The sequence below is a fragment of the Bacteroidota bacterium genome (assembly GCA_005882315.1).
Classification (GTDB): domain Bacteria; phylum Bacteroidota; class Bacteroidia; order Chitinophagales; family Chitinophagaceae; genus VBAR01.
Genome location: VBAR01000003.1, coordinates 171,243 through 187,987 on the forward strand (window position 1 = coordinate 171,243; position 16,745 = coordinate 187,987).

Annotated in this window: 10 protein-coding genes and 1 pseudogene; 8 read left to right on the forward strand and 3 right to left on the reverse strand. The window is 38.5% G+C overall.

The window, feature by feature from the left end:
- Positions 1–107 precede the first annotated feature (107 nt).
- The gene (locus tag E6H07_14165) at positions 108–1,391 is read right to left on the reverse strand and encodes a sterol desaturase family protein (GenBank protein TMI62559.1); all 1,284 of its coding nucleotides are present in this window, start codon (positions 1,389–1,391) and stop codon (positions 108–110) included.
- Positions 1,392–1,427: 36 nt separating this feature from the next.
- On the opposite strand from E6H07_14165, the gene E6H07_14170 reads away from it, so the two are divergent.
- The 8 genes and pseudogenes from E6H07_14170 (at position 1,428) to bshC (ending at position 15,512) form a co-directional block, all read left to right on the forward strand.
- On the forward strand, positions 1,428–3,749 hold the full coding sequence (locus tag E6H07_14170) for a hypothetical protein (GenBank protein ID TMI62560.1): 2,322 nt from the start codon (positions 1,428–1,430) through the stop codon (positions 3,747–3,749).
- Complete coding sequence (locus tag E6H07_14175) at positions 3,750–4,805, forward strand: 4-hydroxyproline epimerase (protein TMI62561.1); 1,056 nt, start codon at positions 3,750–3,752, stop codon at positions 4,803–4,805. It begins immediately after the preceding gene.
- Positions 4,806–4,916: 111 nt separating this feature from the next.
- On the forward strand, positions 4,917–6,896 hold the full coding sequence (locus E6H07_14180; GenBank protein TMI62562.1) for a glycoside hydrolase family 127 protein: 1,980 nt from the start codon (positions 4,917–4,919) through the stop codon (positions 6,894–6,896).
- Positions 6,897–6,907: 11 nt separating this feature from the next.
- Positions 6,908–9,304: a DUF4965 domain-containing protein gene (locus E6H07_14185; protein TMI63074.1), complete on the forward strand. Its 2,397-nt coding sequence runs from the start codon at positions 6,908–6,910 to the stop codon at positions 9,302–9,304.
- Positions 9,301–11,606, forward strand: a pseudogene (locus E6H07_14190) (glycoside hydrolase family 127 protein). The gene E6H07_14185 and the pseudogene E6H07_14190 overlap by 4 nt, the downstream one beginning before the upstream one ends.
- Positions 11,607–11,670: 64 nt before the next feature.
- A complete protein-coding gene (locus tag E6H07_14195; GenBank protein ID TMI62563.1) occupies positions 11,671–12,924 on the forward strand; it encodes an FAD-binding oxidoreductase in 1,254 nt (417 codons plus the stop codon).
- A gap of 73 nt (positions 12,925–12,997) precedes the next feature.
- Positions 12,998–13,849, forward strand: a complete 852-nt coding sequence (locus tag E6H07_14200) for an ATP/GTP-binding protein (protein TMI62564.1) — start codon at positions 12,998–13,000, stop codon at positions 13,847–13,849.
- Between the two features lie 58 nt (positions 13,850–13,907).
- On the forward strand, positions 13,908–15,512 hold the full coding sequence (gene bshC, locus E6H07_14205) for a bacillithiol biosynthesis cysteine-adding enzyme BshC (protein ID TMI62565.1): 1,605 nt from the start codon (positions 13,908–13,910) through the stop codon (positions 15,510–15,512).
- Here bshC and E6H07_14210 read toward each other — a convergent pair.
- Positions 15,509–16,126 carry a hypothetical protein gene (locus E6H07_14210; GenBank protein TMI62566.1) on the reverse strand — a complete coding sequence of 206 codons (618 nt, stop codon included), beginning with the start codon at positions 16,124–16,126 and terminating at the stop codon, positions 15,509–15,511. The genes bshC and E6H07_14210 overlap by 4 nt on opposite strands.
- A gap of 81 nt (positions 16,127–16,207) precedes the next feature.
- On the reverse strand, positions 16,208–16,741 hold the full coding sequence (locus tag E6H07_14215; GenBank protein ID TMI62567.1) for a hypothetical protein: 534 nt from the start codon (positions 16,739–16,741) through the stop codon (positions 16,208–16,210).
- Positions 16,742–16,745 lie beyond the last annotated feature (4 nt).

Here is a 16,745-nt window from a genome sequence, read left to right on the forward strand (position 1 = left end):
TTTTGAACGGGAAAATTTGGCCCACAGAGAACCACAGAGGTATTGAGTTGCACAGAGTTAACTCTGAGGTTCTCTGTTAGCTCAGTGGTCCTCCGTGACCCCAAAAATCAGCCTTGTGCAAGTGACAATCTATCTTCTTTCAAATGTTTGAGGATAAAAGTTACCGTAACAATTTCAGAAGCAAGGAAATACCCCGAAAGAATGTATTTAAGCGAACCCAGAAGCAGAATATCTGACCCAAACCAATCACCTATATAGTAAAGAATAGTAAGGCCAGCTACATTTTTAATTGTTTCCCAGATAATAGCATAACGGCTGCGGTCCATCAATTCAGTAAGTGCATACACAAACAGGAAAATAAAACCGCCGTAATAATAAATATAGCCGTCGTTAAGGTTATCGATCGGGGCAATATTTCCAAACAGGTAGCTGATTAATAATAATAAAGCAACTAACTGTACCCAGCACCACACATCCAAAGCAAACGATGATTTGGGATAATACTTTTCAAAATTGTAAACATCATTGATCTTATACACCGGGTATTTTTCCATCACATCTGCCGGGCGATAACCTGTAGGTTTGAACCAGAGTGCAAATTTATCTTTCCAGTTATTTGTCCGCCAGGCATCTTTCATCATCAGCCAGAGATGCTGAAAGTTTATTTTAACGGGGTTCCAGGTACGAACGGGTCTTGTGATTCCATATACACAGGGCACATCGGGCAGTTCTTCCTGGAAAGTGCCAAACAATTTGTCCCAGATAATGAAGATCTGCGAAAGATTTTTATCAAGGTACTCTTTGTTGATAGCATGATGCACACGATGGTGGGAGGGGGTAACAATTATTTTTTCAAGAATCCCCATTTTGCCAATATGTTGTGTATGATACCAGAACTGCGCAAACAAATGTAAAGGTGCCACAACGGCAATCACATTTGCAGGTACACCCAGCAGGGCAGCAGGGATAAGCAGGAAAGTAAAAATGTTTACAAAATTTGAAATGCTTTGACGCAATGCACAAGCCAGGTTAAACTCTTCGCTGCTGTGATGAATGATATGCAGGTTCCAGAAAATATTAATGTGATGACTCCAGCGATGAACCCAGTAACCGGCAAAATCCAAAACTATAAAAGCAATTAAATAAGTAAGCCAGCTTTCTTTTATTTGCATCAGTGCAAGATTATTCACCAACCAGCTATAAGCGATAACGGTTACAGCTAAACCCAGCACATCTTTTGTAACATTTGTAACACCACTTGCTAACGAGGAAATCATATCCATATTTCTAACCGTATCTTTTCCTTTATTCCACCCGTACCATTTTTCAAAAAGTACCAGTGCAAGGAAGATTGGCATTGCAATCAGCAGTATCTTTCCGTAGGTTTCCATATTGGCGTTCTATTTTTCAAATTTACAAAAACAGACATGAGAAAAACAGTTTTATTAAGTTCTTGTTTGCTGCTTTTTAGTTCAAAAATTTTGCAGGCACAACCAACCACGGGTGCCGAAAAGCTGGCTGCCTGGGAACAGCAAAAGCAAATGCTGGCAAAATCTCCATATAAAAATATTGAATGGCGGTTGACAGGGCCTGATAATAAGAGCGGTCGCAGTACTGATGTGGAAGGAATAACCGATAATCCTAATATCATTTATGCAGCATTTGCAACGGGAGGTTTATGGAAAACAGAAGATGCCGGCAATACCTGGAAACCGATCTTCGATAAAGAGGCAACACAATCTATTGGCGATATTGCGATGGCGCCATCTGATAAAAATATTTTATACGTAGGCACAGGCGAGGCAAATATTTTCCGTGCATCTCTGCCCGGAATTGGTATGTATAAATCAATGGATGCCGGAAAAACATTTAAACATATTGGATTAGAAAATTCAGGTACGATTGCAAGAATTATTGTTCATCCGAAAAACCCAAACATCCTTTATGTAGCCGCTAGTGGAAATGAGTGGACCTATAATAAAGACCGTGGCGTTTATAAATCAACGGATGGCGGTAAAACATGGAAGAATATTTTATTTGAAAGTGAAAAAAGCGGTTGTATTGATCTGGTGATGGATCCGAAAGACCCGAATACGATCTATGCATCATTCTGGAGTCGTACACGTAAAAGATGGAGTGATCCCATTCCTGAAGACGGCGATTATATTTATAAAACAACTGATGGCGGCAAAAACTGGAAGAAGATTGTAAACGGTTTACCGGATACAAAAAATACAGGTCGCATAGGTATTGCCATTGCAAGATCAAATCCTAATGTGTTGTATGCATTCGTGGATGATCATAATAAGAAAAGAGACCCACGACCAAATGAGTTTGATAGTTATGAAAGAAAAGTGCAAAAGGTTGTAATTGGCGGAGCCATTTATCGTAGTAATGATAAAGGAGAAACATGGCAGAAACAAGCGGAGATACATGATTTCTTTACGCCATTCTCAGGTACATATGGCTGGGTTTTTAGTCAAATAAGAGTTGACCCTAAAGATGAGAATGAAGTATATGCATTTGGTGTAGCAAAAGGAGTGAGCAGGGATGGAGGAAAGACATGGAAATCATGGTTGCCAACAGATACAACAACTGATGATACGCATGGCGATAACCATGCAATGTGGATCGATGAAGAAAATCCTGACCGGATGATAGTTGGTAATGATGGTGGAGTGACATTGACATATAACGGCGGCGTTAAATGGAAAAATTTCTTTGATAAAATTCCTACTACCCAGTTTTATACTGTTACTTATGATATGAAGACTCCTTTCAATGTCTTTGGTGCAGTGCAGGATGAAGGAACAATGAGCGGAAATATCACTAATAAATTTGGAACAAAGCCTGATACATCTTTACGTCCCTGGCGGATGGCGCCGGGCGGTGAAGGAACCCAGATACAAGTTGATCCTATAGATCCAAATATTGTTTACTCTTCTACATATTATGGCCGCCTGATGAAAACGGATATGAGTAAACCAAGACGTGAAGGTGTAAGAAGATTCTCAATCTTTGATGTAGGAAGGATTGACTCATTAAGAGGTGAGTGGTTGGCCGCTACATTGATGAGCAGGCACGATAATAAAATCATTTATCATGGTCTGCAGCATTTGTATAAAACAACTGATAGCGGTGCTACCTGGAATAGGATAAGTCCAGATCTTACTTATAACACCGACGCAGCGAAAGGTGTTTATCCTTATCTCATTTATCACCAGGCTATTACCGCTATTGCAGACAGCGATGTGCCGGGTATTTTAGTTGTTGGCACTGATGATGGCCGAGTATGGTTTACTATGAATGATGGAGGAAATTGGCAGGAGATAACAAATAATCTCCCCAAAAATAAACATGTAGCAAAAATTTTTGCATCTGCTGCATCAGGCCCGCCTAATTTGTATCTCGCATTAAATGATCGCAGACAGGATAATCATACAAACTGGTTATATAAACTCAGCAGTGATGGAAAATTTCAATGGCAATTGATCTCATCTAACTTACCGCCTTCTCCTGCGAATGTGATCATCGAATATCCGGATGTAAAAAATGTTTTGTATTGCGGAACTGATATGGGAGTTTATATAAGTAAGGATGCCGGCAAATCGTGGATTGCTATCAACGGGAACCTGCCAGCAGCTGTTTCAGTAAATGATATGTTTATTCATCCGAGAGATAAGAAACTGGTGATTGGCACCTACGGAAGAGGTGTTTATGTATTGGATGATTTAAAACCACTTCGTTAGATGAAAACAAAGCCTATTACAAAGAAATATCCGAACTCATCACTGGATCGTTTTGGTGGCTGGACATTTCACTGCATCGATGCACATACATGTGGCAATCCTGTTCGTCTCGTTGCTGAAGGTGGCCCTGAACTGGAAGGAAATACCATGAGTGAAAAGCGTCAGCATTTTTTAAGAGAGTATGACTGGATCCGTAAAGGCCTGATGTTTGAACCCCGCGGACATGATATGATGAGTGGAAGTATTTTGTATCCTCCGCATGATCCACAAAATGATTTTGCTGTTTTATTTATTGAAACGAGTGGTTGCCTGCCGATGTGTGGCCATGGAACGATTGGAACAATTACAATGGCTGTTGAAGAAGGACTTATTACTCCAAAAGTTCCCGGATATATTCGTATGGAAGCCCCTGCAGGATTGGTTAATGTAGAATATAAAATGCAAAATGGAAAATGTAAATCGGTTAAACTAACTAATGTACCGGCTTATTTAGATCAAGAAGGAATCACTGCTGAATGTCCCGAACTTGGCGAACTAGTAATTGATGTTTCTTACGGTGGAAATTTTTATGCGATAGTTGATGTGCAGAAAAATTTTAAAGGGCTAGAACATTATCCTGCTGATAAATTGATTGTATGGGCAAGAGAATTGCGTAGGAACATCAATGCAAAATATCAATTCGTTCATCCTGATGATCCGACGATCAATGGATGCTCTCATATTTTATGGGCAGGAGCAGTGTTGGATAAAACATCAACTGCACGCAATGCGGTTTTTTATGGTGATAAAGCAATTGACAGAAGTCCCTGCGGAACAGGTACAAGTGCAAGAATGGCGCAATGGTATGCAAAAGGTAAATTGAAAAAAGGTGATGAGTTTATTCATGAAAGTATTATCGGCAGTAAATTTATCGGCACGATCGAAGAAGAATTGACTGTTGCTGGTAAACCTTCTATTCGTCCGGGTATTGAGGGTTGGGCGAAGATCTATGGATACAATACGATCTCAATTGATAAAGATGATGATCCGTATGCGTATGGATTCCAGGTGATCTAGGAAATGATGAATTATGAGTTATGAATGATGAATTTTAAATTCCTTCGATGACTTGCTCCGGGCTTTAGCCCGGAGATAAAAAAAATTAATAGAATTACAAAAGCTGGATAAATGAAAAAAATAAATTTCGTACTTATTGCAGGTCTTGTTTCTGTGAGTGGGTTTTCACAAGTTCCAATGCAGAAAATTGAACCTGTAAGTTTTTCCCAGGTGAACATCACCGATAATTTCTGGAAACCGAAGATTGATAAAGTCGCAACTAAAACTTTAGCTGCTTGTATTTATCAAACTGAAGTGGCTACTCCGCGAATAAAGAATTTTGAAAGAGTCGCAAGGGCAAAAGGAGAACCGCATGAAGGAATTTTTTATGATGACAGTGATGTGTTCAAAGCACTGGAGGCAATGGCTTATTCATTAAAAACACATCCGAGTGCAGAGATGGAAAAGAAATGCGATGAGTGGATCGATAAAATTGCAGCGGCCCAACAACCGGATGGTTATCTCAATACATGGTATACGTTGAAGGGTTTGCAGGATCGCTATACAGACATGAGTATGCATGAAGATTATAATGCAGGGCATATGATCGAAGCAGGAGTTGCATATTTCAATGCTACCGGTAAAAGAAAGTTTTTAGATGTATGTATCAAATGGGCAGATCATTTTGATGCATTGTTTGGACCGGGTAAAAGAGATTGGGTGACTGGTCACCAGGAACTGGAACTGGCATTAGTGAAACTCTATAAAGTAACTAAGAATGATAAATACCTGAAGTTGGCTGATTGGTTATTGAGTGAACGTGGTAAAAAGTTGGCAAAGGGTTATACATGGACAGATTGGAAGGACACTGCCTATGCGCAGGATGTTTTGCCGGTGAAACAGCAGAAAGAAATTACAGGACATGCCGTTCGTGCCATGTATATGTATACAGGTGCGGCTGATGTAGCTGCGCAAACGGGTGATGCAGATTATATAAAAGCAATGCGGACTGTTTGGGAAGATGTTGTATATCGCAATATGTATATCACGGGGGGTATTGGCTCAGCAGGAAGTAATGAAGGTTTTTCGCAGGACTATGATCTGCCAAATGAACAGGCTTATTGCGAAACCTGTGCAAGTGTTGGAATGGTATTCTGGAACCAACGAATGAATGCAATGACAGGCAATGCAGAATATATTGATGTACTGGAAAGAAGTTTATACAATGGTGCATTGGATGGTTTGAGTTTAAGTGGTGATCGGTTCTTTTATGGTAACCCACTTGCATCTCGTGGGCAACATCAGAGACGTGAATGGTTTGGTACAGCTTGTTGTCCTGCTAACATTGCAAGAATGATCGCTTCATTAGGCGATTATATTTATGCAAAAAGCGATGATGCTATTTATGTAAACCTCTTTGTTGGAAGTAATACAACGATTCCTTTGAAGAGTGGAAATGTTGGAGTGAAGATGGAGACGAATTATCCGTGGGAGGGAAAGGTGAAATTGAATATTGATCCGGTAAAGAGATCTAAATTCAAAATTCATCTTCGTGTACCTGGTTGGTATACGGGAATAATTGCACCAGGAGGTTTGTATAACCCGGATTATTTTTTAAGAAAAGATATAAAGGAACATTTTGATCCATCTGTGAGAGTTAATGGAAAAGAATATATAACTAAATATGAAAATGGATATGCCGTGGTAGAAAGTGATTGGAAAAAAGGCGATATCGTTGAAATAGATATTCCACTAAGATCTCAAATAGTAAAAGCAAGACCTGAACTAAAGCAAGATTCCAATCGTGTTGCTATACAAAGGGGACCAATTGTCTATTGTATTGAAGGCGCAGATAATAATGGCAAAGCATGGAATATTATCATTCCTGAAAACACAAAGTTTGAAGCAATAGATTACAAAGTACAGGATGAAAACATAAAAGCATTGACCGCAGAAGTGCCGGTTGTTTCGGTAGGAGAGGATGGCTTATCAATAAAAACAGAAAAGAAAAAAATTATTGCTATACCATATTATACTTGGGCAAACCGGGGCAAGAATGAAATGCAGGTTTGGTTGCCAACAAAAATCACTAATATAAAACTGAATTACTGATGATAAAAAAAATGATTTCACTTTTCACGTTTACCGTTTCATTTTTCACAACGCAAGCCCAGGTAAATAAGGCCCCTGCTTATCCGTTGATTACACATGATCCTTACTTCAGCATCTGGAGTACTACAGACAAGCTGAATGAAAGCACAACCAAACATTGGACAGGGAGAGATCATTCATTACTTGGTTTTTTAAGTGTGGATGGCAAACTCTACAAATTTCTTGGTGAGCCGGCTAAAGAACTGAAAGCATTAGTTGCTGATGCCGATTTTCAATCTTATAGTTGCCGGTATACTGAAACAAAACCTGGTACTGATTGGTTAAATGCTGACTATGATGATTCGAAATGGCAAACAGGACAAGGTATATTCGGAACAAAAGATGCCGGTTCAAAAACGATTTGGACCAGCCGTGAAATATGGATACGCAGAGTGTTTGATCTTCAATCTGTAAATGTGAATGAACTATTGCTGCGTACCAAGTATGACGATAATGTAGAGATATATCTGAATGGTGAAAAGATCTTCAATGCGGGTTGCTGTTCAGCAAATAAAGAAGTGCCTCTATCAAAAGAAATTACAAAGAAACTAAAAAAGGGAAAAAATGTGCTGGCTATCTATTGTGAGAACACAGGCGGTCAGGCTTATATAGATGCAGGGTTGTATGAATTATTACCCGGCCCACATATTCAACAAGCTGTTCAGAAATCAATTGAGATAACAGCTACACAAACAAAATATGAATTTAACTGTGGCCCTGTTTCTCTTAAAGTCGATTTTCTTTCACCATTGCTTATGAACGATCTGGATTTGTATTCACGACCTATTACTTATATCAGTTTTAATGTAATGTCAACTGACGGCAAGCAACATGATTTGAAATTGTTTTTTAATAGTTCGCCGGATATTGCACGCAACAGGGCCTCGCAGACGGTTACAGAAAAATTCTATAAAAAAGATGGAATTCTCTTTCAGCAATCAGGCACTCAAGAACAGCCTGTACTGAAAAGAAAAGGTGATGATGTAAGAATTGATTGGGGTTATGCTTATTTGGCTATAGAAGAAAAAGCTGGAATTGATCTCAGGGCACCACCCACTGTATCGCATATGCCAGCCGGAGCGTTTATGGTAGGTAACTTAGAAATTGATTATGGGAAAATAAAATCTGTTCCAATTGAAAAAACAATCATTCTGGCTTATGATGATCTGTATTCCATTCAATACTTTGGTCAAAACCTGCAGGCATGGTGGAAGAAGAAATTCCCAACAATCGAAGATCTAATTAAAACATCATTTGATGAAGCCGGACAAATTACAGAACGCTGCGATAAGTTTGACAAAAAACTATATGAAGATGCTGTAAAAGCCGGTGGCGAAACTTATGCAAAACTTTGTGTGCTGGCTTATCGTCAATCTTTAGCTGCACATAAATTAGTAAGAGGCCCGAATAATGAAGTTTTGTTTCCACAGAAAGAAAATTTCAGCAACGGCTCAATATGGACAGTAGATGTTACTTATCCTTCTGCACCCCTTACTTTAATTTATAATCCTGATCTGTTGAAAGGAATGGTAGAGCCGCTGATGTACTATAGTGAAAGCGGTAAATGGACAAAACCTTTTCCTGCACATGACCTGGGAACTTATCCATTGGCGAATGGACAAACATATCCTGAAGATATGCCGGTAGAAGAAGCAGGAAATATGATCATTCTTACAGCAGCTATTTGCAAAGCCGAAGGCAAATTTGATTTTGCCAGAAAACATTGGACAGTGTTGAGTCAGTGGGTTGAGTTTTTGGTAAAAGATGGATTTGATCCGGCCAACCAATTATGCACGGATGATTTTGCCGGGCATCTTGCACGGAACGTGAATTTGTCAATGAAAGCAATTATGGGTATTGGAGCTTATGCGCAAATGGCAAAAGGATTAAACAAAAGGGGAGAAGCAGGCAATTATCACAACATTGCAACAGACTATGCGGCTAAATGGATACAAATGGCTGATGATGGCGACCATTACTCACTGACCTTTGATAAAAAAGGAACATGGAGCCAGAAATATAACCTGGTTTGGGATAAACTGCTTGGCTTAAATCTTTTTCCTCAATCTGTTTACGATAAAGAAATAAAATACTATCTCACCAAACAAAATGCATTCGGTTTGCCGCTTGATAGCCGCAGGACCTACACAAAATCGGATTGGATAATCTGGACTGCAACGCTGGCAAATAATCAAAATGATTTCGAGGCATTGATCAAACCCATATTTAAATTTGCAACTGAGACACCAACAAGAGTACCACTGTGCGATTGGCATGAAACGACGGATGGTAAGCAGGTCGGTTTCCAGGCACGCAGTGTAGTTGGTGGTTATTTTATCAAGATGCTTGAGAATAAATGGAAAAAATGAGAAAACTATTTTTATTGCTCCCGGTTTTTTGTGGCACATTAATCTCTGCACAATCCTATGTTCCGGAAATGAATAACAGTAAGATGAAAGTAAAACCTGTTGTTCCAATCAAAGCTTATTCATTTTCAGTCATGCTATGAGTATGGACAGTGCTTATCTATTGCTCATAAAACCTGATAGATTATTGTACCGGTTTTATAAACATGCAGGCTTGCCTGTAAAAGATTCGATTTATGGTGGCTGGGAAAAGGATGGAATATCGGGTCATACCCTCGGCCATTATTTATCAGCTTGTGCAATGATGTATGCGAGTACGGGTAATAAGCAATTTAAAGATAAAGTTGATTATATCGTAAAAGAGTTACGAACATGCCAGTTGGCCCGAAAAACGGGTTATATCGGCGCTGTGCCTAATGAGGATACGATTTTTGCCCAGGTAAAACGTGGTGAGATCCGTTCAGCTGGGTTTGATCTGAATGGTGGTTGGGTTCCCTGGTACACTTTACACAAAGTATTGGCAGGTTTACTCGATGCTTATTTGTATTGTGATAATAAAACGGCTTTGACAATTTCGATTGCTGCTGCCGACTGGGCAGGAACGATCGTAAATGGATTGACAGAAGAACAACGTCTTAAAATGCTGAACTGTGAACATGGCGGCATGAATGAAGCACTGGCAAATATTTATGCGATCACTGGTGATGAAAAGTATTTAGCATTATCGAGAAAATTTCATGATGAGTTTGTATTGGGTAAATTGGCACAGCGTATCGACCCAATGCCGGGTAAACACAGCAACACCAATGTTCCAAAGGCAATTGGTTGTGCAAGGCGGTATGAAATAACAGGTGATGAAAGAGATAAAACGATCTCGACTTTCTTTTGGGAAACAATGGTGAATCATCACACTTACGTTATCGGCGGTAACAGTAACTATGAATATTGTGGTAAACAGGATTCGCTAAGTGAAAGACTAAGTGATGCAACCTGCGAGACATGCAATACTTACAATATGCTTAAGTTGACAAGGCATTTGTTTGCAATGAATCCTTCCAGCAAGTTGATGGATTATTATGAACGGGCTTTGTATAATCATATTCTTGCTTCACAAAATCCTGAAAATGGAATGACAACTTATTTTGTTCCGCTACGGATGGGAACAAAAAAACAATTCAGTGATTCGTTCAATACATTCACCTGTTGCGTGGGAAGTGGAATTGAAAATCACTCAAAATATGCTGAGCAGATTTATAGTCATGATGGAAATAGTTTGTATGTGAACCTCTTTATCCCATCGGTACTTGATTGGAAGGATAAGCGAGTCAAGATAACTCAGCTGAATTTTGTCCCTGAAACAAAACAAGTAAGATTGAAAGTTGATTGCTCAACTCCAACGAGTTTTACTTTAAAAATCCGTAAACCTTTTTGGGCTCAAAATAATCCTGTTATTTACCTAAATAGAAGTTCAGTTAAAACAGAAAATGTTGATGGGTATCTTATTGTAACAAGAAAGTGGTCGAATGAAGATATTATTACAATTGATTATGAAATGAATCTTTACACTGAATCAATGCCTGACAATCCAAACCGTATTGCATTTAAATATGGCCCAATAGTATTAGCAGGTCAATTAGGAAAAGAAATGCCTGACCCTGTTTACGGCACTCCTGTTTTATTGACTGATAATAAAAACATCAATGACTGGATCAAACCTGCATCAAACCTGGAGTTTCAAATGAAAGGAGTAGGAAAACCTTTTGATGTAAAGCTTACACCTTTTTATAAAACCTATGATCAGTATTACAGTGTGTACTGGGATTATTTTACCAATGCTGACTGGGCTGCAAGACAGGAAGAGTACGAAGCGGAAAAGAAAAAACAAAAGGAAATTGATGATAAAACGATTGATAATTTTCGGATAGGTGAAATGCAACCCGAACGTGACCATAATTTAATTGCTACAGAAAAAAGCTATGTAAGCGATGCTATCGGCAGGATGGGAAGAGAGGCGAGGGGCGGTAATCATTTTACATTTGAAATGAAAGTGGATGAATCAGTAAAAAACTCTTTACTGCTTACTTATATCGGCGACGATAGAGGAAGAAAGTTTGATATAATAATTGATGGAACCAAAATAGCAACAGTTGATTGGAATGGTGGAAAGACCGGTAAGTTTTATGATGTGGAGTATGCTTTGCCTGCTGAATTAATAAAAGGCAAAAAGAAAATCATAGTGAAGATCGAAGCAAATCAGAATAGAACTGCCGGAAGGGTTTTTGGAGTAAGAATAATTAAATCGTGAAAGGTGAAATGTGAATCTTTTCACGTTTGATGTTTCACTTAGCTAAAATAAAATATTTACAAAGATGGGAAAGGCTTTAGTAATCGGAGGCGGGATCATTGGATTGAGTTCTGCATTCTATTTAAAAAGATCGGGTTGGGATGTAACTGTATTGGACAAATCAGATTTTTTAGATAACTGTTCTTATGGCAACTGTGGTTATATATGCCCCAGTCATTTTACCCCGCTGGCTACCCCGGGTATTGTGAAAAAAGGATTGAAATGGATGTGGAATTCAAAAAGCCCTTTTTATGTGCAGCCAAGATTGGATTGGAACCTGATAGACTGGGGTTTGAAATTTATGCGCATCGCAACTACCAAACATGTTGCAGATTCTGCTGTGCCGCTTCGTGATATTGCATTATTGAGCCAGCACGAATATGTGAACTGGCTGAAGATATCGGGTTTTGATTTTTCATATGAACATAAGGGCTTACTAGAAATTTTTCAAACAGATGAAGGCGGAGATCATGCAAAACATACCTGTGAGAAAGCACATGAACTTGGCCTTACGGATACAACAATGCTTACACAGGATGAACTCAGGCAACTCGAACCGCAAACTACTATCAATGCAAAAGGGGCAATGTGGTTTAAATGTGATGCGCATTGTTATCCTGATAAACTGATGGCAAACCTGATCGCATATCTTAGAAATAATGGTGTGGAGTTAATTTCAAATGCTGAAGTATCGGGTTTTGAAAAAAGTAATGATAAGATTTCGAAAGTTATCGCTGGTGCCCGATCATATGAAGCAGATGAGATCATTATGGCCACTGGTTCATGGGGAAGGCAAACTGCAGCATTAATGGATTTGAAAATTCCTTTGATGCCCGGACGTGGTTATTCTGTTACATTAGAAAATTCTCCGTATAAGATCAATTATCCATCTGTGTTGATCGAAGGAAGGGTAGCATTAACACCAATGAACGGAAATAAGATCCGTTTTGGTGGCACAATGGAAATTACTTCTCATAAAACTCCACCGCGGATGAATCGTGTACAAGGAATACTGGATGCGGTGAAAAAATATTACCCGGATTTTGATGTGCCACTGCCACCAAAGGAAAAAGTTTGGTATGGCTACCGTCCCTGTTCGGCGGATGGGTTGCCTTATATTGGCAGAATTAATAAATACAAAAACGTTACGGTGGCAACAGGGCATTCTATGCTGGGATTAAGCCTGGGAGCAGGTACCGGAATGATCGTGGATGAAATTGTCAACAGCCGTACAACAAGTATGGATATAAAACCATTTGCTGTTGAGCGGTTCAGCTAAATTATCATTGGTAATTTTAAATTGCAGGCAGCTAAACAGAGTTAGTATATTTGTTAACTCAACGACACATTCTATGATAAAGAAATTAAAACTTGCCACATCACTGTTTCTTTTCACCTGTTTAAGTCCTGTAGTGACTCTTTCTCAAAATCATAAGCTGGTAAAATTATGGGAGACGGATTCTGTATTCAAGGTTCCGGAATCAGTCTTGTTTGATAAAGCCAGCAACACACTTTTTATTTCCAATATCGACGGAACAGAACCCTGGGGAAAAGATGGTAAAGGTTCAGTTGGTAAAATGAATGCTGATGGAAAAAATATAACGGTTGAATGGGTAACAGGGTTAAATGCGCCGAAAGGAATGGGATTATACAAAGGGAAATTATATGTAGCGGATCTTACCGAATTGGTTGTAATTGATGTTGCTTCCGGAATGATCGAAAAAAGAATAAGTGTTCCCGGGGCTGACCGGTTAAATGATGTAAGTATTGGCAAAAAAGGTGTTGTATTCGTATCAGACTCCAGGGGTAGAAAAGTATATGAAGTAAAAAACGAAAAAGCAGATGAATTGCTGGATAGTTTTAAACTTAAAGGCCCGAATGGTGTTTTAAAACATAAGGCCGATCTGTATGTACTGGATGCAGGTACAATGTATAAAATGAATAAGGATAAAACACTTATTAAAATAACGGAAGGAATGGATGGCGGAACAGATGGAATAGAAAATGTGAAAGGAGGAGATTTTATCGTTTCCTGTTGGGCAGGTACTGTTTGGTACGTAAATGCTGATGGCACGAAAGAACTGCTGCTCGATGGAAGACCTGATAAAAAGAACTCTGCCGATATTGGATTTGATGCAAAAACCAAAACTGTGTTCATTCCTTCATTCTGGAGAAACACAGTAGCTGCTTACGAGGTAAAGTAACGTTAAATCAAGTGAAGGGTTTTTCAAATAAATTAATGTAGTTGTATTTTTCGAAATTATGGATTGTACTGCAGACAGGATACCATACCGGCAAACTGGCAACTTCAATAAGATTGTTGTTGACTACGTTGACCAGCTATCTTCTTTAAAGGATTTCTTTGTATATACCCCAAGTTTGGCGGGAATTAAAAAAGCAATTGAGGAAAGAAAACAATTTCCTTATAATCGCAGTATTCTTGTCCAGGAATTAAAAAAACAATATGAAACGGTTACTGCTTCTGATGCTGTGAACAAAAACATTGAAGCATTATCATCAGCAAATACATTTACTATCACAACGGCTCATCAAAACAATATTTTCAGCGGCCCGCTATATTTTATTTATAAAACCCTTCATGCTATCCGCTTAGCAGAACATTGTAAAACATCTTTTCCTGAATACAATTTTGTGCCGGTATTTTATATTGGCAGTGAAGATGCTGACCTCGATGAACTCAATCATATTCATTTAGGCGGAGAAAAGATTATTTGGAATACTAAACAGAAAGGTGCGGTAGGAAGGATGAAAATAGATAAAGAATTAATTAAGCTAATTGGCTTGATCGAAGGACAGCTTTCCGTTTTGCCGGCAGGTAATGAAATTGTAAAACTGATCAGGGATTGTTATAAGGAAGGAGATACTGTACAAAATGCAACATTTAAATTTTTACACAGCTTGTTTGCTGAATATGGATTAATAGTATTCCTGCCCGATAACGCCGCATTGAAAGGACAAATGATAAAACTGTTTGAGGATGATCTACTCCATCAAACAGCTTCAGACACTGTTGAGAAAACAGCCGCGGATCTTTCTGCTGCAGGTTATAAAGTACAGGCCAACCCAAGAGAGATCAATTTATTTTATTTGAAAGATGATATTCGTGAGAGGATAGAGAAGGTGAATGGCGAGTGGCGAGTGGTAAATGAAGGATTAAAGTTTAAGAAGGAAGAATTACTTAATGAGCTATCTGAACATCCGGAGCGTTTCAGCCCGAATGTTATCCTGCGTGGATTATACCAGGAAACAATTTTACCCAATATTGCTTTTATTGGTGGCGGAGGTGAACTGGCTTACTGGCTACAGTTAAAGGATTTGTTTGCGCATTATAAAGTTCCTTACCCGGTTTTAGTGTTGCGTAATTCATTTTTGATCGTTGAAAAGAAATTGCAGGAAAAAATATCAAAACTCGGATTTACTATTGAAGATTTCTTTTTATCCGAACAGGAATTGGTAAATAAACTGGTAGCAAGGGATTCAAAAAATAAGATCAAATTAAATGGCTCTTTTTCCGATGCGGAAAGTTTTTATGAACTGATCAAAAAACAGGTTACTTCAATTGATACATCACTGGAAAAGCATGTAGATGCTTTAAAGGCCCAATCATTTCACCGGTTAAAAGAATTGGAGAAGAAAATGCTAAGGGCTGAGAAAAGAAAATTTGCTGATCAGCAAAGACAGATACATTCAATTAAAGAACATCTATTTCCTGACGGTGGTGGTCTGCAGGAACGTTACGATAATATCAGCTATTATTATGCAAAATGGGGGAGTGACGTTATTAAAAAAATATATGAACATTCTCTTGCTCTGGAAAATGAGTTTGTTATTTTAAGCGAAGCTTAGTTGTTCCTTACTCTTTCATTTTTCAGCCATTCAATATATTCACTTAACTGTTTCAATGGAAGCATGCCTTCCGCTTCAGGGTCTTCAGGTAGTTTATCAACATCAAGATATTTTATATCCAACGACGTTATTTTTTCTCCTAAACCTGCATCAAGAATAAGAAAGCTCGCATTAAAGAAGTCATCTCTTTTTGACTCGTCATAATGGGGATAACATACACGGATACCCAGGTCCAATGGCCTGCTTTCAAGTTCGAGGGGCTGAAACCATGTTTCTGCAGGATCAAAATTCAAACCATTGTAATCAATTGAAAATTCAAAACCCATTGCTGGTTTAAAGGCAAGAATTTCCCAATCTTTCAATAAAGGGGCAACAGCTACCAGCTCTTCTACTTTATCAAAATAGTTTACATCGCCATTGGCTGTTATCACAAATTCCTGTTCTGATTTATCAGGATGATGGCCTATTTCAAAAAAAAGTTTATCGTTGTATTTATGCAGCTCGGCGAGTAGTTCTTCAAGTATTTGTTTTTTTACTTCCTCATCAATATCGTTTAGGAAAAGATATTTGGTGTTGTTAACTTCAAACCATTGCCAAAATTCTTTTGCAGTCATAGTGAAAAGACTTAATTCCTTTAGTAAAGTACTGTTTTTTTCAAGATTACTGTAAACAGGTTTGCCATAATAAAAACTATTTTAACTGATTTTATATCCTGTTTCTTTGTCCAGTATAAAATCTCTCCATCCATCCGGAGGATCCCATTGGCCACTTCCGTTAATTTCCTGATCAGTAAAGTCGGAAATGAAAACACCATCAATTCCCAGTGTGTTATTTCGCCACAAGATTCTTGCCCTATTGTTGAAACAGTAAATGCTTCCTGCATCAGATACATAAAACTTATCACCGTCAATGTAGATATGACCGAAATAGCCGGAAATTTCCATTCTTAAAATGGGGATACTTTGTAAAAGATCATAGATATAAACGAACTGGTAATGGCCGACAATAAGCAGGTTATTAAAGATCACAGCTTCTTTATACGGCCCGCCTGAAGTTGAATACCTGATCTCAAAAACTTTTTGAATCTTATCATTTTGCTTCAGCAGAACAAACTCATGTCCCTTTTCATTGACAGATTCTTTTCCTGAAATCAAAACAGGTAGTTCATGATAATCGCCGGGAGCTTTCTTTGTAAAGGCAAAGAGTATTTCGGAATCCTGTAATGCCATAAGT